The organism is Pedobacter sp. SL55 (genome assembly GCF_026625705.1).
GTDB lineage: Bacteria > Bacteroidota > Bacteroidia > Sphingobacteriales > Sphingobacteriaceae > Pedobacter.
In genome coordinates this window covers 3324117-3350389 of the sequence record NZ_CP113059.1, presented here as the reverse complement: position 1 = coordinate 3350389, position 26273 = coordinate 3324117, and the positions used below count along the sequence as shown (strand labels likewise).

The window sequence follows — 26273 nt, the reverse complement described above, 5'->3', positions numbered from 1 at the left end:
GACAAGCTCAGGACGACAGACCGTGGGCTCAGAATGAACAAATACAAAAATGCAGTTTTATTTAAGATTAAGCCGTAAAAAGATGCTCATTTAATTGCTTAAGTAAGTTTTCTAAGTCATCTTCAAAAATGGTATTTAATCTTTTGAAGCCGCCGTCATTCACAAAAGGCTGTAGGTCAAGATCCTGTTTGGTAATAATGGTTTCGGCGAGCAGTTGCTTTTCAAATTTTTGTATCCAAGTTAATTGGGTCTTATTCCAAGTTCTGCTGGTTTTTATCTTATTTATCGCATTTTTTACCCGTTGTTGCGGGGTCACTAAATCGGTACCTAAAGCTAAAGTTCTAATGTAGGCAATGATATCTGCTGAGGTATCTACCATGTTTTTAGCTTGCCAAGCGGTATTTAAAGCAGTTTCGGTAAAGCCTTGGCTATCTAGCAAAAGTCTTAGTTCTTTTAACGATTTACGGTCTAGATCAGCAGGTTTGGTACAGATGATGTTCAATGCAGCAATTTTATTTCTATTGGCTTCAATGTATTCTTTAAAGTTTAAAATATAATCTTCTGGTTTGGCACCTTTGCCGTAGCCACGCTCCATTACCAAAAATTCATCTTTATGCTGCGAGAGGTATATCTTTTTGCCACTTGCTTTTTGTTCATCTAAAAATGGCCATAAATCGGCAGTATCTAGCAGCAGTGATTTTACTTCGTTCATCGACAAGTTTTTAATACTATTGATGAACTCATCGGGGCTTTGTTGCGCTGCTAAGAAACCAAAACGCTCTTCATCATCGCCTTTAATCTGGTTCTTTTTACCCTGCAATTTTGCGATAAGTTGCTCCTTAAAACGTTCAAATTGTGCTTGATTGTCCATTTGTTGTAGGTCTCTGCTCAGTTGCTGAAAACTTACACTTGGGTTAGCTACCGCAATCATTTGCGTTTTATCTTTCATTTTTTCGTACAAACGCACGGCATCGTAAATTTTAAAGCTTTCTTTACCAATTTCGTCGCACAAACGGGTAGCCCTTCCTATCATCTGCTCATACAAAATTCTAGATTTTACGGCTCTTAAAAACACCAGGTTACAAATGGCTGGTACATCTATACCAGTAGTTAACAAATCAACCGTTACCACGATATTGGGATATTTTTCGTTTTTAAAATTCTTGGTCTCCCGAGCGGGGTCTTTAATACTGCCCGTTATTTTCTTAATGGCATCTTGGTGCACAGGCACTCCTATTTTTTCAAACTCTTCGTACAAAATCCGCACAATTTCATCGGCGTGGCTATCTCTCGCTGCAAAAATGAGTGTTTTCTGTTCGCCATCGGGGTCCAGCTCTTTTACCAATTCGGCCAGTACCGTTTGGTTAAAAGAAGGTGTCAATACATTTTTATTGAACTGATCTACATCCAAATCAATATCATCTTCCAAATTGGCCAATTCTTCAATGGTATTCGTTTCTGGGTCGTAAACCGATACGCTCTCTCCTCGCTGCCAATGTATGCCTTCTTCGTTAAGCAAAGTTTTAATGGTATAAGGCGGCTCATGATCTTTTAAGAAGCCATCAATCACCGCTTCTCGGTAAGAATAAGCATGCACTGGTTTACCAAATATCTCTGAGGTATGTAGCGCAGGCGTTGCGGTTAAACCTATTTTCCAAGCATCGAAGTAAAACAACAGCTTTTTATACTGGCCGATGTAGTCTTCTTGGTCTCTAAAAGCCAGGTCATCTTCCACAAAATCGCGATCTAAAATGTAGCCGCGGTGTGCTTCGTCTACAACAATACAATCAAAGGCATCTACAGGCAAAGGTTCCTCGCTGTAAAAAACCCGCTTTACCATACTTTGCACGGTAGCAAATTGCAAACGAGTTTCGTAGTCAGGCCGTTTTAAATCTAAATCGGCTATTTTATAAATAGAAGCGAAAGTTTGCAGGCTTTCTACTTTGTTATCTGATATGGCATCTCTAGCTTGTGTAGCCAAAAGCGTTCTATCGGTTAAAAACAATACCCTTCTAAATCTATTAGCTTTAATGATGCGGTAAATTAAACCGCCAATGGTACGCGTTTTACCCGTGCCAGTAGCCATCACCAGCAAAGCACGTTTATCATCCGGGTTTTCGTGTTGCAACTTTTGTTCTACCGCCTTAATGGCATCAATTTGATAATACCTTAAAGATAAACCGCTGCTAGAACTTAGATAGCCATAATCATCTTCCTTTAGCTTTTGGTTAGCGGCATTGATATCTCTTTGTAGCAACTCTTTTAAACCTGCTGGCGAGTAAAAAGAATTTAAGGCATGTGCCTTATTGTACGCATTGCGTATATCTAAAAACCAAACGCCCGATTTAGTCTTGTACTGTTCTATATAAGACCTGCCATTACTGGCGAAAAGAAAAGGCACTTTATAATTTTCCCACTGCCCCAACAATTGGTAATCTTCTGAACCTACAATACACTCAGCATATATTTTAGATTGATCTAGGTTACTCGAAATATCTTGCGCATATTTTTTAGCTTCAACAATGGCATACAGTTCTTCTCCAATAAACAAGGCGTAATCGGCCCATTTGCCGCCACAAGGCCATTCGGCAATGGCTCTATTTTTGCCCTTTTGTGGCAGTGTTTTATGTGTTTTGTAATTGAGGCCAATGGTATCACACTCCCAGCCCGCCATAACCAATTGTTGATCTATGATAGAGCGAGTTTCGGCTTCACTCATTTCCAGATTTGAAGCAGAGCGCTTAGCCCTTTCTGTGAAAGCAGCCTGTTGCGCAGCAGATACTTCTTTTGTTTGGCTTAGTAATGCTTCATATTGCGTTTTGATGGACGCTAACTCGGTTTCCAGCGTATGTAAGGCATGCCTGCTATCTAAATTGGTAGGTTGCTCGAAAGTTAAACCCTGTATATTTATATTTTTTACAGAATAGGCCGCATAAAACCATTTGGCTAACTTAAACGCAGCTGATAGGGTTAAAGCAGCACCTTCGGTAGTAGCGCTATATTGGTGTACAGCAACATTACCCTTACGCCTAATGATATTAAAGTAATCTTCTATACTTAATGGCAAAAACCCTTGATTTTTAAGCGTATAAATTCTAGCTTGAAAAGTATCTTTTTCTGGCAAATCTATACCATAGGTATCAAAAATTTGAGCGGTCATATACTCTCCAAACTGCCGCAGTTTATACAACGATGTGCTTGGGTCTTGGTACAAATTGTATTCGGCTGCCTGCGCTAGATTGTGTAGCAGAGGGTACTCTTCGCTAAGGAAATCAAAGTTTGAATATTGCATTTAATTTATAGACGTTAATGGCACAAGATAATAATAATTGAACAATATCTAATTGGTTCTTGCACTTATTCAAACTAGCAATTATTACCAATTTGATCCTTACAAACACAACTATTAACTTTAAAACACTGTTTTTTAAGATGTTTCGTAGCACAAAAAAAATGAGGAAAACAAGGTTAGCTAAAATCTGAAAAAAGCGCCATCAACCAAGATGACAACCCAACTTTAAACAATATTTCTCTACCTCCAACAAATCTATTCTTTTTTCGTTATCTTCATATCTAAAGTCTATTTAGTGTATGAACCAACAAAACTCAACAGTTATCGCTCCCAAACGACCTAATTTTAAGGTAATCGTTATTGGTGTTCTTGTTTTATCTGCCATTGTTGCGGGTTACTTTTTGTTAAAAAAAGATAAGCAACAGGATCGCTCGCAGTTTGCCAAATATATTGATGCCTATACTTCTGGAATAATATCCAAGAAAAGTTACATCAGGGTACATTTGGCCAATTCGGTAAGCAATACCACCGATTTAGGAGAAACCGACAAAAAATTGTTCGACTTCTCTCCGTCTATCAAAGGAAAAACCTATTGGATTGATGCACAAACTTTAGAGTTTCGCCCAGATGAGAACTTAGAGCCAGATCAGAATTATGAAGCCACGCTAAATTTGGCCAAAATATTTCCTGTTGAAGAAAAATTGGAAGAATTTGAATTTGACTTTAAGGTAATTAAACCCGGATTAGCGTTCACAGAAAACGGTTTAGTTTCACAAAATAACACTTCGCTACATTTAATGAAGTTAACCAAACGAGGTAAGCACTGCCGATGTAGAAGATACCGAAAATATAGAAAAAACATTATCGCTCAATTCTCCGCAAAAGCTAAAAATAAAGTGGAACCATAACCCACAAAAGCAAACTTCTACTTTTACCATTGATAGTATCCAGAAAACAAATGCCAGTTTAAGCCTTAATTGGAACGGCGATGCCATTAACGCTGATGATGATAAGGGCGAAACCACATTAGAAATTCCTGCTAAAAATGTATTTAAAGTATTAGCCATTAAAGCCGTACAAAAAGAAGAAGATTATGTGTTAATTCAGTGTGCCGAGCCTGTGAGCGTTACCCAAGATTTAGCAGGCTTAATTACTGTGGGCAGTTTAAGTGATTTACGCTTTACTATAGATGGTAGCCAAATTAAAGTGTATGCACCTGATGCCTTAGAGGGCAATTACAATGTTACGGTAAGTAATGCCATCACTAACATTAATGGAAAAAACCTTGAAGCTTCAAAAAGTGCGAACCTGATTTTCGAGAACAAAAAGCCTGCGGTAACCATTGTCGGTACAGGCACCATCCTACCTAATTCGGGCAAGTTGGTGTTACCGTTCGAAGCGGTAAATTTAAAAGCGGTTGAAGTTACCATTATCAAGATTTTCCAAGATAACATTCCGCAATTTTTTCAAGTGAACAACTACAAAGAAGGTAACGAGTTACGTCGTGTAGCGAAACCTATATTACAAAAAACCATCCATTTAAGCGAAGATAAATCATTAGATCTTAGAAAAAAGAACCGATTTACACTTGATTTAGACAAGCTGATTAAAACCGAGCCTGGCGCCATGTACCGCGTTAGTATCATGTTTAAGCAATCTTACGCCTTGTACAATTGTACGCAAACAAGTGCCAATGAAAACACTGAAAGCGACGAAGAAAGTGAGTACGGCGGCTACGATTATGGAGAGAAAATAGATGAAGACGACGATTTTTGGAACAACTACCAGAATTACTATCCTCGTGGCTACCGTTGGAGCGATCGCGAAGATCCTTGTACACCATCTTATTACACCAGCGAAAGATGGGCACATCGCAACTTACTTTCCTCAAATATTGGCTTAATTGCCAAACGAGGTAACGATGAAAGTATGTTGGTAGTAGCTACCGATTTATTATCAGCTAAGCCTTTAAGTGGCGTAAGTATTGAGCTGCTCGATTACCAAAAGCAAGTGTTAACCACCGTTAAAACCGATGGCGATGGCATGGCTAATTTCTCTTTAAAAAGAAAACCGTTTTTGCTAGTGGCTAAAAATGGTGCCGAACGTGGTTATTTAAAACTAGATGATGGTAATTCGCTGCCTTTATCTAGGTTTGATGTTGGCGGCGAGGTGGTGCAAAATGGCATCAAAGGCTTCATTTACGGCGAACGTGGTGTATGGCGACCAGGCGACAGCATTTATTTATCATTTATTTTAGAAGATAAATTAGGTAAACTCCCAGCCAATTATCCAGTTATTTTTGAGCTTTATAACCCTAAAGGACAATTAGTTAAAAAGCAAAGCAACACTAAACCTTTAAACGGCTTTTATACCTTTAAAACCGCTACAGAGAATACGGCGCCAACTGGCGGATGGCAAGCTAAATTTAAAGCTGGCGGCGCTACTTTCAGCAAAAACCTTAAAATAGAAACAGTTACGCCAAATCGTATTAAAATCAATTTCGATTTGGGCGGTAAAAAATATTTAGGCAACGGACGAGTATCTGCCGCTACCTTATCCGCTAAATGGTTGTTTGGCACACCTGCACAAAACCTAAAGGCCAAGGTCGATATCAATTTAAGCAAAGGCGAAACTTCTTTCCCTAATTTTAAAGATTATGCTTTTGATAACCCAATTGTACAGTTTGACACGCAATTAAAAACGGTATTTGAAGGCACTTTGAACGAAGCTGGTGTTGCTACGGTAAACACCAACTTAAATGATCAAATGGCTGCTCCTGGCATACTTAGGGCAAATATCACTACTAAAGTTTTCGAGCCTGGAGGTAATTTCAGTATCGATAATTTCAGTATACCCTACCATGTTTACGATAATTATTTCGGCATCAAATCTCCGCAAGGCGATAAAATGACGGGGATGTTGGTAACAGGAAAAGACCATGAGGTAGATATTGTAAATGTAAATAGAGATGGTGCGCTGTTAAATACCAATAAAACAGTTACCGTAGCTTTGTATAAAGTACAATGGCGCTGGTGGTGGGAACAAAACAACCAAGACAACTATGCCAACTTTACCCAGAACGAGTACAATAAACTCATCAGGTCTGAGCAGGTAGAGATGCAAAACGGTAAAGCAAAATGGAATTTAAGAATTGACGAGCCTGAATGGGGACGTTATTTAATTGTAGTGGGTAGTGCTTACGGCGGTGGCCACTTTGCAGCTAAAGAAGTTTACATAGATTGGCCAGGATGGGCACAACGTGAGCAAGGTAGCAACCCAACCGAGGCGGCTATGTTGTCTTTTACTGCAAACAAAGCTAAATACAATGTTGGCGAAGAAATTACCTTAACCGTTCCATCGCCAGAAAACGGCAGGGCTTTAGTATCTATAGAAAATGGTAGCAGAGTGGTAAAAACTTTTTGGGCTGACACCAAAAAAGGCCAAACACAAATTACCTTTAAGGCCGATAAAAACATGACACCTAATGTTTTTGCCAACGTAACCTTGCTGCAACCGCACAGCCAAACGGTAAATGATATGCCTATTAGGATGTACGGAGCTATTCCGTTGAGTATCGAAAATCCAGAAACCATTTTAAAACCTCAAATTGCAATAGCTAAAGAACTACGACCAGAAACCGAAAGTAGCTTAGCTATTAGCGAGGCCAATGGCAAAGCGATGACCTATACCGTGGCCATTGTAGATGAAGGCTTGTTAGATCTTACCCGTTTCCAAACTCCAAACCCTCATACTTCTTTTTATGCTAGAGAAGGCTTGGGCGTTAAAACTTGGGATCTATTTGATCAAGTATTAGGTGCTTGGGGTGGTAATTTAGAAAGGATTTTAAGTATTGGTGGCGATGGAGCTATTAACAAAAACATTAACCCTGCCAAAGCCAACCGATTTAAACCCGTAGTTAAATTTATGGGCCCTTTTCAATTGGGAAAAGGCGAAAAGAAAACCCACAAGTTTAAGTTGCCGCAGTACATTGGTTCGGTAAAAGTGATGGTAGTTGCAGCTAATGACGGCGCTTACGGAAATGCCGAAAAAGCGGTAGAAGTGAAAAAACCGATCATGCTACTGGCTTCGGTACCGAGGTTAATTGGCCCTGGAGAAAGTTTTACATTACCAGTTAACGTTTTTGCCAACAACAATAACATTAAAAACGTTTCGGTAAGTCTGCAAACCAGCAACCTGCAAATTAACGTTACCAATAAACAAATGTTAAAATTTGCCAAAGCTGGCGATCAACTGACTTATTTTAACGTTACCGCACCAAATAATACGGGTATTGCTAAAATCAAAATCATTGCGCAAAGCGGATCAGAAAAAACGGTTACCAATGTAGAACTGGACATTAGAAACCCGAACCCAATGGTTACCAATGTGATTTCTGCAGTAATACAGCCCAACCAAAGTTGGAGCGCTGATTATGCTGCTATTGGCACTAATGGCACAAATAGTGGAAGTTTGGAAGTATCGTCCATACCTCCTATCAATTTAGAAAAAAGATTGAGCTATTTGATCCAATATCCACACGGTTGTGTAGAACAAACTACTTCTGGTGTGTTTCCTCAGTTGTATTTAGATCGATTATCAGCATTAAGCGAACAGAAAAAAACACAAATTGAGCGTAACGTTAAAGCAGGAATTAACAAACTCAAAGGTTTTCAAACTACCGATGGTGGTTTAGCGTATTGGCCAGGCAACCCAACTGCTGATGAATGGGGAACCAACTATGCTGGACACTTTTTAATTGAAGCGCAAGAAAGCGGTTATGCCCTACCTGTAGGTTTATATGATGGCTTAGTACGCTATTTGAAAGGCAAAGCCAACAATTGGACACCAAATACCAATAATTTCTACGGCGGAGATTTAAGCCAAGCTTACAGATTGTACGTGTTGGCATTAGCTAAAAAACCAGAAATGGCAGCCATGAATAGATTGCGGGCTTTCGAATACTTAAGCGATGCAGCAAAATGGAGGTTGGCCGCCGCTTATCAACTGGCTGGGCAAACCGGTGCAGCTAGCAGTTTAACCAGAGGGTTGGCAACCGAAGTTGGCGCTTACCAACAATTGGGCGGCACTTATGGTTCAGATTTGAGAGACCAAGCCATGATTATGGAAACGCTTACTTTGATCGGGCAAAAAAATAGAGCTTTACAATTACTAAATAAAGTTGCAGCTAAACTAGGCGAAGACCAATGGTACAGTACCCAAACTACCGCTTACAGTTTATTGGCTATAGCGAAATTCTGTGGAGAGCAAAAATCGTCGCGACAATTGAATTTCCAATATGTATTGGATGGAGCTAAAGGTTCGGTAAATAGTAAACAATATTACAGTAGCGTTCCAATCAGTTTCAAAGGCAACAAAGCAAGTATTAGCAACAAAACCAATGGTGTACTTTTTGCGAGGTTAATTGTTCAGGGTCGCCCAGCAACAGGACAAAATGATTTCTTGCCAAATAATCCAGATTTGTTGGTAATGGATGTAAGTTACAAAAACATGAAAGGGCAAGAACTAAATCCAGCGCAATTGAAACAAGGCCAAGATTTTTATGCTGAGGTAAACGTAAAAAATACAGGAAGACAAGGTTTGTATGAGCAAATGGCTTTAACACAAATTTTCCCTTCGGGCTGGGAAATTATCAATACCAAACTGCATGACAACGAGGGTGCTTTTACTACCTCGGCTTACGATTACCAAGATATTAGAGATGATAGAGTATGACCTATTTTAACCTGAGAGAGGGAGAAACCAAGACGTTTAGGGTATTGCTTAACGCCTCTTATTTAGGTAGGTTCTATTTGTCTAATGTACAATGCGAAGCCATGTACGACAATAAAATTGCAGCAGCAAAAGCTGGTTTTTGGGTTGAAGTTGGTAAGTAGCGTTATGGGTTGCGAGTTGCCAGTTATGAGATTAATCTCGTAACCCAAAACTCATAACCTGTAACTCATATTCTAGGCCAAACATTGGTAAAGATAAAGCGTATAAAACCTGCCGAAAACTTGATTAAAGTAATTATTTTTTCCATGTTAGCATCTCCTTTGATGTATATCAATAGCGGAAGGAAATTGTTACCACAAATAATAAATATATAACCACGAAGACGCCAAGGTCACGAAGATTAAATACTTTGTGTTCTTAGTGTCTTTGTGGTTCAAACAAGAGATGAAAAAAGAAATCAAGGCAATTATTTACGTAGATATTCTATTTGCAGTATTGCTTTTGTTCTTCTGGTTTTCATTACCAAGCCCCCTTTTCATCACTCCTACCTCTTACGTAATTGAGGCTAGCAATGGCGAATTACTAAGTGCATCTATAGCTAAAGATGGCCAGTGGCGTTTTCCAGTTGCCGATAGTGTGCCTGATAAGTTTGCCAAATGTATCATCACGTTTGAAGATAAGCGTTTTTACCATCATCTCGGAGTTGATTTTGTTGCCATTGGTAGAGCCATCAGGCAAAATATAAAGGCTAAATCTGTAGCTAGTGGCGCAAGCACGCTGAGTATGCAGGTCATTCGTTTATCTAGAAAAAAGCAACGCACCGTTTGGCAAAAACTGGCAGAAATGTGGCTAGCGGTAAGATTAGAAGTTAGCTATTCTAAAGACGAAATTCTGGCATTATATGCGGAAAACGCCCCATTTGGAAGTAATGTGGTAGGTTTAGAAGCAGCCAGTTGGCGCTATTATGGTAGAGCTGCAGAACAGTTATCTTGGGGAGAAATGGCAACTTTAGCCGTGCTGCCTAACAGTCCATCATTGGTGCGCCCTGGTAAAAATGCAACTAAATTAATTATCAAAAGAAATAACCTACTGGATAAGCTGGTAGAGGAGAAAATCATAGATCGGTCTACGGCACAACTTTCCAAAGCTGAACCAATTCCTACCGCTCCGCTCCCGCTGCCACAGCACGCACCGCATTTATTAAACAGATTTAAAGATGAAATGAGAACCTTAGGCGTTGCAGGTACCAGAATAACTTCTACCCTTGATATCCACTTACAACAAGAATTAAATCAAGTTACTGCACAATACCATCAAAAATTTGCAGCAAATGGTATCAACAATTTAGCCGCTTTAGTTATCAATGTAAAAAATGGCAATGTAGTTGCTTATGTGGGTAATTGTTATTTGCCCAAGCAAAAAGAAATGGAAAGCCATGTAGATATGATTAGAGCTAGGCGAAGCCCGGGAAATTACTCTTAAACCTCTTTTGTACGCCAGTATGCTGAACGATGGTTTTATATTACCCCAAACTTTAATTGCCGATGTGCCCACCCAAATTGGTGGTTATTCGCCGCAAAATTTCGATTTAGGTTATGATGGTGCCATTCCAGCTGATAAGGCTTTAAGCCGATCGTTAAATATCCCAGCGGTAAAAATGCTACAGCAATATAAATACGAACGTTTTTACGATAAGCTCAAGAAATTCAATTTCAGCACCTTAAACCAACCTGCCGACCATTATGGCTTATCTTTAATTTTAGGCGGCAGCGAAGTTACCATGTGGGATTTGAGTAATGCCTACTTGGGTATGGCAAGAACGTTAAATCATTACAACAGCTATCAAGGTAAATACAACAAGGCCGATTATTCGTCGGCTTATTACGTAAAAGATCAGGAAAAAATTGAAGAAATGATTGAGCCTAACTCGCTCCTAGACCACGGTACCATTTGGTCTACATTTAATGCCATGGAAGAAGTAATGCGTCCTGGAGACGAAGGTTTGTGGCAGCAATTTTCTTCATCGCAACGCATTGCATGGAAAACCGGTACCAGCTTTGGTTTTAGAGATGCTTGGGCCGTAGGCCTTACACCAAATTACGTAGTTTGTGTTTGGGTTGGCAATGCCGATGGCGAAGGAAGGCCAGGCCTAACAGGCATTGAAGCCGCCGCACCGTTGATGTTTGATATTTTTAGGATGTTACCATCTGCTAAATGGTTCGAAATGCCAAAAACCAAACTAAAAAGAATGGCGGTTTGTAAGCAAAGTGGCTACAAAGCTTCTCCTATTTGCGAAACCAAAATAGTACAATGGGTTCCACCAGTTGGCGAAAAAACAGCGTTATGCCCCTACCACAAACTGCTACATTTAGATGCGACCGAAAACTATCAGGTTACCAACCAATGTTATAGCGTTAGCCAAATGAAGCATAAAAGTTGGTTTATTTTGCCCCCAACAATGGAGTATTACTACCAAACCAAAAATGCTGAATATAAGTTATTACCTCCGTTTATGAACGGCTGCCAAAACGAAAGTACTTCGGTTATGGAAATGGTATACCCTAAGCCCAATGCTTCGGTTTATATTCCGTTAGAAATTGATGGTAACAGAGGAAAAGTGGTTTTTAATGCAGCACACAGAGATCGTAATGCAACCATTTATTGGCATATTGATGAAGAATATGTTGGGACTACAAAAAGTTACCATCAACTTGCGGTAAGCCCAAAACCTGGTAAACACGTACTTACCTTAACCGATCAAAATGGCGAAAGATTGGTGCAAGTTTTTACTGTACTAGATAAGGAAGAAAAGTAGGAAGTTGGCAGTTTCGTAGCCTTACAGTTAACCGAATAACCAATTACACAATTAACCCAACATTTCAATTCTTTTTCACAAACTTTCTTTCTACTGTACCCATTGTAATTAAAAATTGCGCTAACATGTAAGTAGACATTATCAGCAAATCTCCAATTTCTATGCGTTCAACAAATTTGTTGTAGCCTAAAATTGAATCGGATATAATAAAGAAAATTGCCCCAGTCAATATCCAACTAAAGCTTTTAAAATTGGTTTTTCCAAATCGCAAAGCTGCCATAATGCCCATAATGGTAATAGTAAATGAATATACCAATACCGGAACATTCATGGGGCCAAGATGAGAACGCAATATATAATAGTACGATAAGCAGAAAAAACCAAAAACCATAAAAATTGGGAGGACGTATCTGCGCTGAACTTCAATTTTATTGGTACTATCTAAATAGAAAGCAGCTATATAGAAAAAATGTGCAATTAAAAATGCGCCTAAACCCAGCATAAAATAAAGTTGATTGACGTTCACAAACATTAAAAACACATCTCCTACCAGCGAGAAAAATAAGCCTGTTACTATATTGCTCGTAAATATACTTCTACGCTTAATGGTAAAATAAAGAAACAACATTAGAGAAACGGTAATTAGCGGCTTTGTAACGAATCTCATTTCGCTTATATCACTTGTAATAGCAATAATGTCCGCAAAAAAGACAATTGCAAATGCAAAAGTAAATTGAGGGTATTTTTTAAACATTTCTGTACTTAGATTTGATGAAGAAAAAATAAAAAGCAGACGCAATGTGAAAGCCCAACAATCCTAAAAGCCAATCTCCTTTAAAATTTAGATGATATAAGAAATATAAAATAAGTAGTCCTAACAAATACCTAGAATATTCTGCTGCTACAAACCAACGTTTTTTCTCTAACAACGCACCACAATTTAACATACTTAAAATGGTAAAAGAAGCAATTAAAATGTTGGTTATTAAACTGAGCTTATCGAAATAAAATAATTGATAAGAACCTAAAGCCAGTGCAGTTAAAAATAGCAAAACAGCATAAACCATCACTTTAAGAGCTGTTTCGGTTTCAAACTTGCGATAGTTAAGTGCATCTATTTCTGGCGCCTTTTGAAAGCCACCTAATTTTTCTGGAAACCATCCGGGTGGTTTTAAAAACACCCTAATTTTATCACTGATATTATCTGATTTTTTTGCTGTTTCTATTAAATCTTTCCAGTAATGTAAGTTAGCCCAAACTGGGTTCCAACTTGCCAATGGCTTGGTAATACCGTAATAAACCTCTTCTTCTTCTTTTTGAAAAGTACCAAATAGCCTGTCCCAAATAATTAGTGTACCAGCATGGTTTTTATCAATGTATTTTGGGTTAGAGCCATGGTGCACCCTATGATGTGATGGCGTATTGAGTATATACTCTAGCACACCCATACTTTTAATGGTACGGGTATGTATCCAAAATTGGTAAAGTGTATTAAAGGAACTGAGTGTCAGAAAAATAATAGGATCGAAACCAATTAAGGCCAGAGGTAAATAGAAAATCCAAGAGAACCAACCTTGAAACCATGATTGCCGTAACGCAACGGTTAAGTTATATTCTTCAGATTGATGATGCACGATGTGCGCTGCCCACAACGCATTAATTTGGTGGCTCATTCGATGAAACCAGTAGTAGAAGAAATCAACTCCTATAAAAAGAATAATCCAAGTCCAAACGGTATTAGAAATTTCGAACAAGCGCCAATGCTCGAAAATATACATATAGCCCACAAAAAGTACAGATTTCATAAACAATCCTACCAATTGCGAGCCAATACCCTGACTTAAATTGGCAATAGAATCGTTTAATCTATAATATTGAAGCTTCTTATAAAAAGTATAAGCTAGTTCAATCCCTATAAGAATAAAAAAAATCGGTACAGACAGGGCTATATAATTGGTTTTCATTCATCTAATTTAAAGAAATATATGAAAAAATCAGAGACCCGAAAATCAATTTAAAGCGATCAGCTTATTCTTACGGTATTGATAGATTTAACCCATTTATCTTTCTTGCAACATTTACAAATCGCCTTTACCGTTGGTTCTAGCAATTCGGTTATACCGCAAAAAGCACATGAGTAGTAGTCTTTATATTTAATTTCTTGTTTTTGATCGGCAAACAAAGCTGGTAAAATAGGTAACCCATTTTTTACATGTGCATCTGGATAGAAAAACAAACTAATACTGCCACTAGTTTCTAAAATAGCGAGTTTAACTTGCCCTAAATGCGAAATGCTTTTTAATCTTAATTCTGCAAAAAATTCATCTTGTGCAAGTCCTTCTTTCTTAAAATTTTCGATTGCAAAACGACCGTTTTCAATTACGCAGGTACAGCTTCCTTCTAAAAGAGTTTCTACTTTTTTACTTTTACTTACAAAATAAGACGTAATCTTATAAGCAAGAATAACCACCGAGAAAACAGCAATAGCCGATACGATACCTACTTCTCTATAAAACATGGGATCTCCAGCTGCCGAGCCCAAACTGATAATTACTACCAATTCGAAAATGGAGAGTTGCTTAATGCCCCGTTTACCCAGTATCCGTAAACCAATTAGTACCACCAAATACATCAACAGCGTACGCAACATAATTTCGGGAATGAAGTTCCAATCTTCATCGCCAATTAGTATTTTTTCGAAGTAGTTTGCCATCTGTTGATTTTTGCTATAAAAACGCAAAAACCAACTGTTTTGTTTAGCTACTATCCCCTTGCGGCCATCTTGATCATTCTGTGCGCTAGATCTTTTCCTAGATATTTATCGATAACAGCATGTACCACGTAAAGAATAGGTGTCATCAGTAAGGCAACTACAAACTTATAAGTGTAGCCAACCAAACCAATAGCGGCCACCATTTGCCAGCTCCAGTGATAAGCAGGATTTAGATAGAAGGCAATAAAAATAACTACAAAGCTATCAATCAATTGCGACACCAACGTTGAACCTGTAGCTCTTAACCAAAGTGCTTTTTCGCCAGTAAACTTTTTAATTCTATGGAAGATCAATACATCTACCATTTGCCCTAATAAAAAGGCTGTGATAGAACCTACAATAATCCACATACCTTGGCCAAATATAGCATCGAAAGCCCTAGGCATACTTAATTGCTGTCCGTTTACTTCTTGGGTCAACCAAAAATCGGCAGGTTCAAGTTTAATGGCCATCCACACCACAAAAAAAGCAAAGCCAATTAAAATAGAAGTTAAGATAGAAAGAAAGCGCACTTGTTTTACCCCAAAATACTCGTTAATGATATCTGTCATGATAAAAACAATAGGCCACGTTAAAACTCCGGCAGACATATTATAAGACAAATTAGGAACTCCAAACAAATTGATGTCGAACTTTTTAATACCCAACACCCCTTCTACCGAAAAAATCTTTACACCAATAAACTCAGACATTAAGGTATTTGCAACGAAAAATGCACCTAAAATTAATAGCAACCTGCTTTCTTTGGTTTTAAAAGTCATAGCAACTAAAGTACAAAATTTTGGCATAAAGTAAATACCTATTATAGCCAGCCCTACTTAGATTTTACAAAATGCAGACGACTTGCTAAATGATAATTACCCATCTTTGCGCCTTTTAAAAAATATCATGGCAAATTCTAAATCTTTTCGTTTAATACTAATTCTAGGGTGCTTAGCGGCTTTGGCTCCTTTTTCTATAGATATGTATTTGCCAGGATTTAAAGCTATAGCTAAAGATTTAGGCACAGATGTACCAAACGTTTCACTTTCGTTGGCTACCTTTTTTATCGGTATTTCTGCTGGTCAATTACTTTACGGACCATTACTAGATAAATTCGGGAGGAAAAAGCCACTATACTTCGGTCTATCATTATTTATTTTATCATCGGTAAGCTGTTTATTTGTTACTTCCATAGATCAATTAATTGTTTTAAGATTTGTACAGGCTATAGGCTGCTGTTCGGCTTCGGTTGCGGCCATTGCTATGGTTAGAGATTTATTTACCCTTGAAGAAAGCCCGAAAGTTTTTGCCTCGCTAATGTTGGTTATTGCCGTTTCTCCAATGTTAGCACCTACCGCTGGCGGCTATTTAATTACCGCATTGGGCTGGCAATCGGTGTTTGTATTTTTAGGCTTAATGGCAGTTTTAATGTTATTAGCCAGTATGTGGGGATTACCAGAGAGCTACAAGCCAGATCCAAGTTACTCTTTAAAGCCGAAGCCTATTTTAGGCAACTTTATAACTGTTTTAAAAGAACCAAGTTTCTACACTTACGCTTTGGTAAGCGCTATTACTTTTAGTGGTTTGTTTGCCTATGTATCCTCATCGCCAGTAGTATTTATGGATTTATATGAAGTAAGCGAAACAGGTTATGGGTGGATATTCGCTTTACTATCTGTATTTTTTATAGGATTTAGTCAGGTAAATAGTTTTATTTTGAGGTGGTTCAGTAGTAATAAAATAGTTTTCTGGGCATTATTGGCACAAGCTATATTTAGTGTTTTATTTTTATTGGCCGCTAGCTACAATCTGTTAAATCTGTACAGCACCATCGCTTTTATCGCACTGTTTTTAGGTTGTCTAGGTTTCATCAACCCAAATGCTTCGGCACTTTCCTTAGCTCCCTTTAAAAAGAACGCTGGTAGCGCATCGGCCTTAATGGGAGCTTTGCAAATGGGATTAGGTGCCCTTGCTTCTGCTGCCATTAGTATGTTTGCTTCAGACGTGGTTTGGCCAATGCCAGCTGTAATGACTACCGCTGCCTTAACTGCGTTGGTTTGTTTGCTTTTGGGAAGCAGAAAAATTAAAGCACTTAACGATAATCAGTAAATTTATACTTCACACCGATACGGTACGTTAAAAATCATGTAGATTATTACTATTTTCGTACCAGATGATAAACATAAACTCTAAACTACCTACTGTAGGCACTACCATTTTTACGGTAATGTCTAAACTCGCCGCAGATCATCAAGCTATTAATTTATCGCAGGGCTTTCCAGACTACGGAACGGACGAAAAGCTAGTAGCCGCAATTAACCAAGCCATGAAAGATGGGTTTAACCAATATGCGCCAATGGCTGGTTACCTACCTTTGAGGGAACATATTGCCGAAAAAACTGAGCAGTTCTATAATGCTAAATACAACCCGGAAACAGAAATTACCATCACAGCTGGCGGTACACAGGCAATTTTTACAGCCATCAATACTTTTATTACCGCTGGCGATGAAGTTATTATTTTCGAACCAGCTTATGATTGCTATGCACCTGCCATTAAGTTATTAGGCGGATTGGTAAAGCCTTTCGAATTACAAGCCCCAAATTATAAAATTGATTGGGAAATGGTAAAAAAGCTGTTTACCGCTAATACCAAAATGATCATCATCAACTCTCCGCATAACCCAACGGGTAGTATTTTGAGAAAAGAAGACATTGATGCGCTGATTAAATTAACCAAAGACACTGATATTATTATTTTAAGCGATGAAGTTTACGAGCATATCATTTTTGATGGCGAGCAACATCAAAGTTTGGCCTTATATCCAGAATTGGCACAAAGAAGTTTTATTGTAGCCTCGTTTGGTAAGCTTTTACATACTACCGGATGGAAAATAGGTTATCGCCTTGCTCCTGCTAAATTAATGGCAGAATTTAGGAAGGTACACCAATTTAATGTTTTTAGCGTTAATACTCCTATGCAAGTAGGCATCGCTAATTATTTAAAATCGAGTAACATCTATCAAGAAATACCTGTCTTTTTTCAGCAGAAGAGAGACTTTTTTCAGCAACTGCTAAAAGAAACCAAGTTTGAACTACTACCTTGTAAGGGAGCTTACTTTCAGTGCGTAAGCTATAGGCATATCAGCGATGAAAAAGACACTGATTTTGCTCAAAAGCTGGTTACAGATTTTGGCGTAGCCACTATTCCCTTATCGGCATTTTACACTAAAAATGTAGATCATAAAGTACTACGTTTCTGCTTTGCCAAAGAAAACAGTACACTGGAAAAAGCAGTAGAAAAATTAAAAAAATTATAGATAGATATAATCATTCGCTCATGGAACCACATTACCTCAACATCCAAAACCTAAAAGTTACTATTTTTCAGGCCTATCTATTTTGGGAAAACATAGAGAAGAATTTACAAAATATAGGATTACGACTGCAAGGTGGTGTTCGTGAAAAAACTGATTTAATTGTATTGCCAGAAATGTTTAACACTGGTTTTACTATGAAATCAGCGGAATTGGCCGAAGAAATGGACGGTAAGACCATGCAATGGATCAAAAAAACTGCTGCTAGCTACGATTGTGTAGTTACTGGCAGCCTAATGATTAAAGAAAACGGCAATTATTACAACCGTATGGTTTGGGTAAAACCAGATGGCGAGTATCAATATTACGATAAACATCATTTGTTTGGTTTAGGCGACGAAGACAAGCACTTCTCTCCAGGAAAAGAGCCAGTTATTGTAGAACTAAAAGGATGGAAAATTAGATTAGCCATTTGCTACGACCTGCGTTTTCCAGTATGGTTGCGTAATAAAAATGCAGCGTATGATATTTTGTTGTTGGTGGCAAGCTGGCCCGATAAACGTTCTTCGCATTGGCGAACATTAATTCATGCCAGAGCCATAGAAAACCAAAGCTATGTAATTGGCGTAAACCGCGTTGGGCACGATGGCAACCAAATTTACCACAGCGGGCATTCGATGTGTATTGATCCTTTAGGCAATACTGTTTATTATAAACCAGAAGACGAAGACCTATACACTTTCAGCATCAACTATACCGAGTTAGAAAAAATTAGAAGACAATTTCCTTTTTTGAAAGATTCTGACGATTTTGAGATCAACTAACTCGTTATGTATAATCGGAGAAAATTTATCCAAACCACAGCACTATCTGCGGCTGTTGTGGCATTAAACAAATCTTGTATCGCAAAAAACAGCAAGATTAATAAGCCCATAGTAATTTCTACTTGGGATTTTGGCGTAGCAGCAAATGCCGATGCTTGGAAAATTTTAAATAGCAATGGTAAGGCTTTAGATGCTGTTGAAAATGGCGTTAAAGTTGCCGAGGCTGATGTTAAAAATCAATCGGTAGGCTACGGTGGTTTACCAGATAGAGATGGTATTGTTACGCTAGATGCCTGCATTATGGATCATTTGAGCAACTGCGGTGCTGTTCTGGCTTTAGAAAAAATCAAACATCCAATTGCTGTAGCTCGTTTAGTGATGGAAAAAACACCACACGTAATGCTTGCTGGAGATGGCGCCCTCCAATTCGCTTTAGAACAAGGCTTTAAAGCAGAAAATCTACTCACAGAGAAAAGCAAAAAAGACTGGCAGAAATGGGCTAAAAAAGCAAAATACGAACCTGTAAGTAATATCGAAAATAAGTTATATGACAACGCTCTTAATGCAGCGCCAGAGAAACTACCAGGAAACCAGTACAACCATGATACCATTGGAATGCTGGCTTTAGATGCTTACGGAAATTTAGCAGGTGCTTGCACTACAAGCGGTATGGCCTACAAATTACATGGTCGTATTGGCGATAGCCCAATTATTGGCGCTGGCTTGTACATTGATAATGAAATTGGTGGGGCAACCGCTACGGGTGTTGGCGAAGAAGTGGTACGTAATGTAGGCTCTTTTTTGGTGGTTGAACTGATGCGACAAGGATATTCGCCAGAAGATGCTTGTAAAGAAGCAGTAATGCGCATCATTAAAAAGAAAAAAGATAGCACCAAAGATTTGCAAGTTGGTTTCTTAGCATTAAACAAAAACGGAGAATATGGTGCTTACGCCATACAAAAAGGATTTACATTTGCGGTTTGCGATAACCAAAAACAAGATTTAATCATCAAAGGAAAAAGCTATTACTAAATCATTTCAGTAACAAAATAAAATCTATCATCTACTAAAAAAAGAAAAACATGGGACTATTATCAAAAATTTTCGGAAAGAAAAAAGTTGTAGATCGCGAAGGCGAACCAAGTATGGTTTACATACCCAACGAAGACGAGCGAATGAACTGGGCTATAGAAAAAGCCAATTTAACCTTATGGTATTTCGAAGAAAGCCTTAAAAATCCACAACAGTACCAAAATTATTTCTCTGTAAAAGTTTGCATTATGGATGGCGAAATTGGAGAACACATTTGGCTGATAGAGCCTCATTTTGATGAAGAAGGTAATCTATTTGGCACAGTTGGAAACGAACCAGTTGACGTTAAAACCGTTAAATTGGACCAGAAAATAGGAGTTGATAGAGATTTCATATCCGATTGGATGATCATTGAAGGTGGCAGATTAGTTGGCGGTTATACGCTTAGGGCCATTAGAGACGGCATACCAGATGATAAAAAACCAGAATTTGATCAAAGTGTAGGAATGTATATTGATGAAGGCATCGATTATTTAAAAGCTAACTTTGATACTCCAGAGGGCGCCATATTATCGTTAGAAAATGCCTATGACGAACAAAACATAGCTAAAGCTGTTGCAGCTAAAGATTTTGAAACAGAAGCCAAGTTGATGTTGAGCCGAATGGGTAATGTTGTAGATGATGAAATGATTAAACAAACCGCCGAAGTTTTAGAATTAAGTTTTGTTAAACATACTACTGAAAATGAATGGCCAAACTTTAGCGATTTAAAAAGGGCTTTCCCTCATAGAGAAAAAGTAAACGATAACTACTGGATCATTACCGAGATTTGTTGGTATCCTGATGGAAGCAGATCTTTCCAAAAACTAGGCACTTCTAAAACCGCAAACGGCTGGCGAGTTGTGGGCCTTGTTGGCGACTAAAAGTAGAATTTTGCTAGCAACTAAATATGGAACTTAACAATAAAAGCCCCTTTAGGGGTTTGGGGTTAGAAATCTGTGCCAATTCTGTTGAATCTGCTATTGCCGCTCAGCAAGGCGGTGCAGATCGTATTGAGCTTTGCACCAATTTGGCCGAAGGTGGTACTACGCCAAGTTACGGGCAAATTAAATGGTGTGTAGAAAATTTGAATACTGAGGTTTGGCCACTTATTCGTCCGAGGGGTGGAGATTTTTTATACAGTGACGCTGAATTTGAAAACATATTAGAAGATATATCTTATTGCAAACAAATTGGTTGTAAAGGCTTAGTTACAGGATTACTTAATAAAAATGGAGATATAGATGAACAGCGATGTGCTAAAATTATATCGGTAGCCTCTCCTATGCCCGTTGCTTTTCATCGTGCTTTTGATATGAGTGCTGATTTATCAAAATCACTAGAAAAAATTATCAAATTGGGGTTCGTAAGAATATTAACTTCTGGCGGAAAAGAGAATGCTTTTGTAGGTGCAAAAAAACTTAAAGAACTGGTAATACAGGCAGATAATCGAATAGAAATTATGCCCGGAGCTGGTATTAATGCTGATAATCTTTTAGAAATTGCTCAAACTACTGGTGCTAGAAACTTTCATACTACTGCAAAATCTATAGTAGCGAGTAAAATGCAATTTAGAAATGAGGCAAGTAAAATGGCTGGAGAAAATACAGATGAGTTTAGCCATGAACAAACAGATTTAATTAAAGTAAAAGTTTTAAAAGAAATACTTAATCATCTATAGATGAAAATTTTAAAATCAATACTCTTCACTGTTTTATTTGTGAGTGGTATGTATGCCGCAAATGCACAAACTAAAGCGCCTAGTTTTGCTAAGGGCAATTTTACTGATGATTATGGAATTAAATACTCTATCAGTGATACCTTGTGGACACAACATCCTGACATCAAATACCATATCATCAAGTGGAATGCGAAAGAGCAATACCTAATCGCTAAAAATGGCTCTGGGCATAAAGCGGATGAAAACAAATATACTCGTATCGATTTCATGACTTTTGATGGAATGGCACCTTGGAATTGGGGTTTCTGTTTAACTGCTTACAAAGCTAAAACTGATATAGAAGCAGAACAAACTGCCGCCGCTGATAGAAAAAATCCTCAGAAAGGCTGTAATGGTTATCCATTCTCTAGGATGAAAGTTATGGGTGAGCAATGAAATGTCGTAGTATAAATATCAGCCACAAAAAAGAGGTGATTGGGAAGCTTTCCAATCATCTTTTTTTATTTTAACGTGTGTTCGGGTTAAGTATTTTTACAATTCTTGAGAAATTCGCATTGAACGTTTTTTTAGCTCGCCGCCGCTGGGCTCTTACTTTTTGACCGCAAAAAGTAACAAAAACTCTCGGTTGCTTATTTTTCTTTCTAAGAAAATGCTTTGGCTTACTGGTGCGACCCGAAAAATAAGAGACCGAAAATTAGCTGAACGAAGATTTGGAGCGCTATCGCTAGCAAATAGCATATTTTTCTTATCCCGAACTAACGTTATTTTAATTCAAAATCGCTAATTACTCTCGCTCGTTTCTTTCTTATTAATCAAGAAATAAATGGGAAGCCCAATCAATACAATGATCAAACCTGGCCAAGTATATTGTTGCTTATAAATCAATAGCAAACCACAAAAAGCTGCCCCAATTAACAAATACACAATTGGAGTAATTGGATATAACCATGTCCTGTAAGGTCTTTCTAAATCAGGTTTTTTAAATCTTAAATAGATTACGCCAAATACGGTAATCATATAAAACAGTACAATTACAAAAGAAATCATATCTAATAAATTGCCATACTGACCGCTTAAACACAAAACAGAAGCCCAAATCCCCTGCATCCACAATGATTTTTCTGGAACTCCATTTTTATTATTTTCTATAGCGGCTTTAAAGAACATTCCGTCTTTAGCCATGGTCTGGAATACCCTAGAACCTGCCAATACTATTCCGTTAACGCAACCAAAAGTAGAGATCATCACTAAAATAGCAATGATGTAGGTACCCACTGTACCGCCAAAAATTTGCTCTGACGCTGTTACAGCTACCCTATCATTTGGCGCAAATGCAATAGCATCTCTGCCTAAAGCGTTTAGGTATACAAAGTTAACCAATAAATAAAGTACCATTACAGCAGTTGTACCCAAAACCATAGAACGCACCACATTTTTCTTCGGATTTTCGATTTCTCCAGAAACAAAGGTTACGTTTTCCCAAGCTACACTAGAAAATACCGAACCTACCATGGCAGCCGCAATTCCTCCCATGATGGCCATTCCGGAAATAGATTCCCATCCAGTTTTTAAAAAGCTTCCACTATTGTCTGTATTGAGATTATTGAAAGCGTCCCAACCAAAACTCATATTTTCAGACCAAAAGCTATCTTTAATTAAAAAGAAACCAAGCACAATAAGGCCAATTAACGCCACAATCTTAGATCCAGTAAACAAATTTTGTAATAATTTTCCTCCTTCAACCCCTTTTGTATTGATATAAGTGAGGAGCAAGATTACTCCAATAGCCAAAATCTGTATCCAAGTAATTTTGTAGCTACCGCTTTGAAAAATTGGTGCGGCATCATTTAATGCAGGTATCAAATAAGCGGTAAATTTACCAAAAGCAACAGCTACAGCGGCAATGGTACCAGTTTGTATTACGGCAAATAGACCCCACCCGTAAAGAAAACCCATCATTTTGCCAAAAGTCTCTTTCAAGTAGGTGTACTGTCCACCCGCTTTAGGGAACATGGCAGATAGCTCTCCGTAAGAAATTGCAGCGGCAACAGTCATTACCCCTGTAATGAGCCAAACAACAACTAACCAATAACCCGAACCTAGGTTACGCATGATATCGGCACTTACAATAAAAATACCGCTGCCAATCATTGAGCCCATTACCAGCATTACGCCATCAAAAAGACCTAATTTTCGTTTAGAAGAAACTTCTTCTTGTTGATTTTCCATTTGTTTAGTTTAGTTGTTTTGGTTGTGAAAAGCTAAGATAAAAAAAGAGATCAATAAATTGAGTTCTCTGCCACAGATAGGATATTTAATTTTTGAAATTAGGCCACAGATGCACAGATTAACTTTTCTATTAGATTTCTACAGAAATATCTGTGCATCTGTGGCTTATTTTTTTTCTAAGGCAACATAAAAATATTTTGACAATGAAATATCTTTTTTACTACCTTGTATTTCGATTAATCAACTAAACCACTAAATATAAATTTGAACTATGGAGTTTTTACAAAACAATCTTATTTATGCAATTCCCCTACTCGGTCTGGTGGGCATCTTGGTAATGGCTGTAAAAAGCGCTTGGGTTAACAAACAAGATGCCGGCGACGCCAACATGCAAGAACTTGCCGGCTACATTGCCGATGGCGCTATGGCCTTCTTAAAGGCAGAATGGAAAGTACTGAGTATTTTTGCCGTGTTTGCTGCCGCCCTCTTAGCTTATTCTGGAACAGTATCAGAAATTAACGGCCAACCTATTCATTCTAGCTGGGTTATCTCTATTGCCTTTATTATTGGCGCAGTATTTTCTGCATTGGCAGGATATATTGGAATGAAATCGGCCACTAAAGCCAACGTAAGAACCACACAAGCAGCCAGAACCAGTTTAAAACAAGCATTAAAAGTAAGTTTTACAGGCGGCACGGTAATGGGCTTAGGCGTTGCTGGCTTGGCGGTATTAGGTTTAGGCGGCTTATTTGTTATTTTCTTAAAATATTTTAACGTAATAGGCGCCAATAGCAGCGAAATGAAAACTGCCATTGAAGTATTAACTGGATTTTCTTTAGGAGCAGAATCTATTGCCTTGTTTGCTCGTGTAGGTGGAGGCATTTACACCAAAGCTGCCGATGTTGGTGCCGATTTAGTGGGCAAAGTAGAAGCAGGTATTCCAGAAGATGACGTGCGTAACCCAGCAACTATTGCCGATAACGTAGGCGATAACGTGGGCGATGTTGCTGGAATGGGTGCCGATTTATTTGGTTCTTATGTAGCTACAATTCTCGCAACCATGGTATTAGGGCAAGAAATTACAGTAAATGATAATTTTGGAGGCATGTCCCCTATCCTTTTACCAATGGTAATTTGCGGTCTTGGAATTATCTTCTCTATTATTGGTACTTGGTTTGTAACCATTAAAGACGAAAAATCTAACGTACAAAATGCACTCAACTTAGGCAACTGGTCTTCAATTATCATTACCGGTGTTGCTTCTTTCTTTATTGTAAAGTGGATGTTGCCCGAAACTTTGAGCTTACGTGGTTACGAATTTTCGAGCATGAATGTTTTTTACGCCATTATGGTGGGTTTGGTAGTAGGTACCATTATGAGTATCGTTACCGAGTACTATACTGCAATGGGTAAAGCACCTGTTAACTCCATTATCCAACAATCTTCTACGGGCCACGCCACCAATATCATTGCTGGTCTTTCTGTAGGGATGAAATCTACCGTTATTCCAATTTTGGTTTTAGCTGGCGGAATTATGGCTTCTTATTATTTCGCAGGTTTATATGGTGTGGCTATTGCTGCCGCAGGTATGATGGCTACCACCGCTATGCAATTAGCTATCGATGCCTTTGGCCCAATTGCAGATAACGCTGGTGGTATTGCCGAAATGAGCCAATTGCCACCAGAAGTACGTGAACGTACCGATAATTTAGATGCCGTAGGCAACACTACAGCTGCAACAGGTAAAGGATTTGCCATTGCTTCGGCGGCTTTAACCTCATTAGCTTTATTTGCAGCCTTCGTAGGTATTGCTGGTATTTCTGCCATCGATATTTATAAAGCACCTGTTTTAGCGGGCTTATTCGTTGGTGGAATGATTCCTTTTGTATTCTCAGCACTTTGTATACAAGCAGTTGGTAAAGCCGCTATGGATATGGTACAAGAGGTTCGTAGGCAGTTTAGGGAAATTCCAGGTATAATGGAATACAAAGCCAAACCAGAGTACGAAAAATGCGTGGCCATCTCAACACAAGCTTCTATTAGAGAAATGTTGATGCCTGGAGCCATTGCTTTAATTACACCTGTAATTGTAGGTTTTTTGTTTGGTCCAGAAGTATTAGGCGGGCTGTTAGCAGGTGTAACGGTATCTGGTGTATTGATGGGAATTTTCCAATCTAACGCTGGTGGTGCTTGGGATAATGCAAAAAAATCTTTCGAAAAAGGGGTAGAAATTAACGGAGAAATGTACTATAAAAAATCTGAACCACATAAGTCATCAGTTACTGGAGATACTGTTGGAGATCCGTTTAAAGACACTTCTGGTCCGTCAATGAACATTCTAATTAAGTTGATGTCTATAGTTTCTTTAGTAATTGCACCCTACATTGCCATTAGCGCAACAGAGGTAAATACCAATAGCGGTGTGGAAATAAAAAAAGAAATCCGCATACAAAAAAGTGTTGATTCATTGGGCAATGAAACGGTGGATACATTGGTAAACGAAACAGATACACTTATTAAGCATTAAAATTGTTACTAGATAAAGGGATTTTTCACA

19 protein-coding genes are annotated in these 26273 nt (G+C 38.2%); 13 read left to right on the top strand and 6 right to left on the bottom strand.

From position 1 onward, the window contains the following. Nucleotides 1-67 precede the first annotated feature (67 nt). Nucleotides 68-3292 (bottom strand): type I restriction-modification system endonuclease, encoded by a 3225-nt coding sequence (gene hsdR / locus OVA16_RS14920; RefSeq protein WP_267760903.1) that lies wholly within the window; start codon nt 3290-3292, stop codon nt 68-70. A 299-nt stretch (nt 3293-3591) separates the two neighbouring features. Between hsdR and OVA16_RS14915 the strand changes: the two genes are divergently transcribed. The 5 genes from OVA16_RS14915 (at nt 3592) to OVA16_RS14895 (ending at nt 11840) form a co-directional block, all read left to right on the top strand. Beyond that, entirely contained in the window at nt 3592-4200 is a 609-nt protein-coding gene (locus OVA16_RS14915) for a hypothetical protein (protein WP_267760900.1), read from the top strand. A gap of 187 nt (nt 4201-4387) precedes the next feature. Continuing rightward, entirely contained in the window at nt 4388-9025 is a 4638-nt protein-coding gene (locus OVA16_RS14910) for an alpha-2-macroglobulin family protein (protein ID WP_267760898.1), read from the top strand. Continuing rightward, nucleotides 9022-9186 carry a hypothetical protein gene (locus OVA16_RS14905; protein ID WP_267760895.1) on the top strand — a complete coding sequence of 55 codons (165 nt, stop codon included), beginning with the start codon at nt 9022-9024 and terminating at the stop codon, nt 9184-9186. Before OVA16_RS14910 ends, OVA16_RS14905 begins: the two co-directional genes overlap by 4 nt. A 283-nt stretch (nt 9187-9469) precedes the next feature. Continuing rightward, nucleotides 9470-10507, top strand: a complete 1038-nt coding sequence (locus OVA16_RS14900) for a transglycosylase domain-containing protein (protein WP_267760893.1) — start codon at nt 9470-9472, stop codon at nt 10505-10507. A 19-nt stretch (nt 10508-10526) separates the two neighbouring features. Beyond that, complete coding sequence (locus OVA16_RS14895; protein WP_267760892.1) at nt 10527-11840, top strand: penicillin-binding transpeptidase domain-containing protein; 1314 nt, start codon at nt 10527-10529, stop codon at nt 11838-11840. 64 nt (nt 11841-11904) lie between these two features. Here OVA16_RS14895 and OVA16_RS14890 read toward each other — a convergent pair whose 3' ends face one another. From OVA16_RS14890 to OVA16_RS14875, 4 genes are all read right to left on the bottom strand, one after another. Next, nucleotides 11905-12507 (bottom strand): lysoplasmalogenase, encoded by a 603-nt coding sequence (locus OVA16_RS14890; protein WP_267760891.1) that lies wholly within the window; start codon nt 12505-12507, stop codon nt 11905-11907. Nucleotides 12508-12586: 79 nt separating this feature from the next. Further along, nucleotides 12587-13804, bottom strand: a complete 1218-nt coding sequence (locus OVA16_RS14885; RefSeq protein ID WP_267760890.1) for a sterol desaturase family protein — start codon at nt 13802-13804, stop codon at nt 12587-12589. Between the two features lie 59 nt (nt 13805-13863). Next, nucleotides 13864-14553, bottom strand: coding sequence for a DUF421 domain-containing protein (locus tag OVA16_RS14880; RefSeq protein WP_267760888.1), 690 nt, complete (start codon nt 14551-14553; stop codon nt 13864-13866). 50 nt (nt 14554-14603) lie between these two features. Beyond that, nucleotides 14604-15374: a queuosine precursor transporter gene (locus OVA16_RS14875; protein WP_267760887.1), complete on the bottom strand. Its 771-nt coding sequence runs from the start codon at nt 15372-15374 to the stop codon at nt 14604-14606. Nucleotides 15375-15501: 127 nt separating this feature from the next. Between OVA16_RS14875 and OVA16_RS14870 the strand changes: the two genes are divergently transcribed. The 7 genes from OVA16_RS14870 to OVA16_RS14840 all read left to right on the top strand — a co-directional run bounded on the left by OVA16_RS14870 (nt 15502) and on the right by OVA16_RS14840 (nt 21922). Then, nucleotides 15502-16704: a multidrug effflux MFS transporter gene (locus OVA16_RS14870; RefSeq protein WP_267760885.1), complete on the top strand. Its 1203-nt coding sequence runs from the start codon at nt 15502-15504 to the stop codon at nt 16702-16704. A gap of 64 nt (nt 16705-16768) precedes the next feature. Further along, entirely contained in the window at nt 16769-17914 is a 1146-nt protein-coding gene (locus OVA16_RS14865; protein ID WP_267760882.1) for a methionine aminotransferase, read from the top strand. Nucleotides 17915-17934: 20 nt separating this feature from the next. Then, complete coding sequence (locus tag OVA16_RS14860) at nt 17935-18735, top strand: nitrilase family protein (protein WP_267760880.1); 801 nt, start codon at nt 17935-17937, stop codon at nt 18733-18735. 6 nt (nt 18736-18741) lie between these two features. Continuing rightward, nucleotides 18742-19767, top strand: coding sequence for a N(4)-(beta-N-acetylglucosaminyl)-L-asparaginase (locus OVA16_RS14855; RefSeq protein WP_267760878.1), 1026 nt, complete (start codon nt 18742-18744; stop codon nt 19765-19767). Between the two features lie 50 nt (nt 19768-19817). After that, the gene (locus tag OVA16_RS14850) at nt 19818-20690 is read left to right on the top strand and encodes a DUF2314 domain-containing protein (protein WP_267760875.1); all 873 of its coding nucleotides are present in this window, start codon (nt 19818-19820) and stop codon (nt 20688-20690) included. Nucleotides 20691-20716: 26 nt separating this feature from the next. After that, nucleotides 20717-21487, top strand: coding sequence for a copper homeostasis protein CutC (locus tag OVA16_RS14845; RefSeq protein WP_267760872.1), 771 nt, complete (start codon nt 20717-20719; stop codon nt 21485-21487). Next, the gene (locus tag OVA16_RS14840) at nt 21488-21922 is read left to right on the top strand and encodes a hypothetical protein (RefSeq protein WP_267760869.1); all 435 of its coding nucleotides are present in this window, start codon (nt 21488-21490) and stop codon (nt 21920-21922) included. A 345-nt stretch (nt 21923-22267) separates the two neighbouring features. Here OVA16_RS14840 and OVA16_RS14835 read toward each other — a convergent pair whose 3' ends face one another. After that, nucleotides 22268-23716 (bottom strand): APC family permease, encoded by a 1449-nt coding sequence (locus OVA16_RS14835; protein ID WP_267760865.1) that lies wholly within the window; start codon nt 23714-23716, stop codon nt 22268-22270. 271 nt (nt 23717-23987) lie between these two features. Between OVA16_RS14835 and OVA16_RS14830 the strand changes: the two genes are divergently transcribed. Further along, nucleotides 23988-26243: a sodium-translocating pyrophosphatase gene (locus OVA16_RS14830; protein ID WP_267760862.1), complete on the top strand. Its 2256-nt coding sequence runs from the start codon at nt 23988-23990 to the stop codon at nt 26241-26243. Nucleotides 26244-26273: the final 30 nt, after the last annotated feature.

Bases quoted from the DNA above. Each gene is read 5' to 3' on its own strand.
- hsdR (WP_267760903.1), bottom strand. From the start codon at position 3,292: ATGCAATATTCAAACTTTGATTTCCTTAGCGAAGAGTACCCTCTGCTA.
- OVA16_RS14915 (WP_267760900.1), top strand. From the start codon at position 3,592: ATGAACCAACAAAACTCAACAGTTATCGCTCCCAAACGACCTAATTTT.
- OVA16_RS14905 (WP_267760895.1), top strand. From the start codon at position 9,022: ATGACCTATTTTAACCTGAGAGAGGGAGAAACCAAGACGTTTAGGGTA.
- OVA16_RS14900 (WP_267760893.1), top strand. From the start codon at position 9,470: ATGAAAAAAGAAATCAAGGCAATTATTTACGTAGATATTCTATTTGCA.
- OVA16_RS14895 (WP_267760892.1), top strand. From the start codon at position 10,527: ATGCTGAACGATGGTTTTATATTACCCCAAACTTTAATTGCCGATGTG.
- OVA16_RS14890 (WP_267760891.1), bottom strand. From the start codon at position 12,507: ATGAGATTCGTTACAAAGCCGCTAATTACCGTTTCTCTAATGTTGTTT.
- OVA16_RS14885 (WP_267760890.1), bottom strand. From the start codon at position 13,804: ATGAAAACCAATTATATAGCCCTGTCTGTACCGATTTTTTTTATTCTT.
- OVA16_RS14880 (WP_267760888.1), bottom strand. From the start codon at position 14,553: ATGGCAAACTACTTCGAAAAAATACTAATTGGCGATGAAGATTGGAAC.
- OVA16_RS14875 (WP_267760887.1), bottom strand. From the start codon at position 15,374: ATGACTTTTAAAACCAAAGAAAGCAGGTTGCTATTAATTTTAGGTGCA.
- OVA16_RS14870 (WP_267760885.1), top strand. From the start codon at position 15,502: ATGGCAAATTCTAAATCTTTTCGTTTAATACTAATTCTAGGGTGCTTA.
- OVA16_RS14865 (WP_267760882.1), top strand. From the start codon at position 16,769: ATGATAAACATAAACTCTAAACTACCTACTGTAGGCACTACCATTTTT.
- OVA16_RS14860 (WP_267760880.1), top strand. From the start codon at position 17,935: ATGGAACCACATTACCTCAACATCCAAAACCTAAAAGTTACTATTTTT.
- OVA16_RS14855 (WP_267760878.1), top strand. From the start codon at position 18,742: ATGTATAATCGGAGAAAATTTATCCAAACCACAGCACTATCTGCGGCT.
- OVA16_RS14850 (WP_267760875.1), top strand. From the start codon at position 19,818: ATGGGACTATTATCAAAAATTTTCGGAAAGAAAAAAGTTGTAGATCGC.
- OVA16_RS14845 (WP_267760872.1), top strand. From the start codon at position 20,717: ATGGAACTTAACAATAAAAGCCCCTTTAGGGGTTTGGGGTTAGAAATC.
- OVA16_RS14840 (WP_267760869.1), top strand. From the start codon at position 21,488: ATGAAAATTTTAAAATCAATACTCTTCACTGTTTTATTTGTGAGTGGT.
- OVA16_RS14835 (WP_267760865.1), bottom strand. From the start codon at position 23,716: ATGGAAAATCAACAAGAAGAAGTTTCTTCTAAACGAAAATTAGGTCTT.
- OVA16_RS14830 (WP_267760862.1), top strand. From the start codon at position 23,988: ATGGAGTTTTTACAAAACAATCTTATTTATGCAATTCCCCTACTCGGT.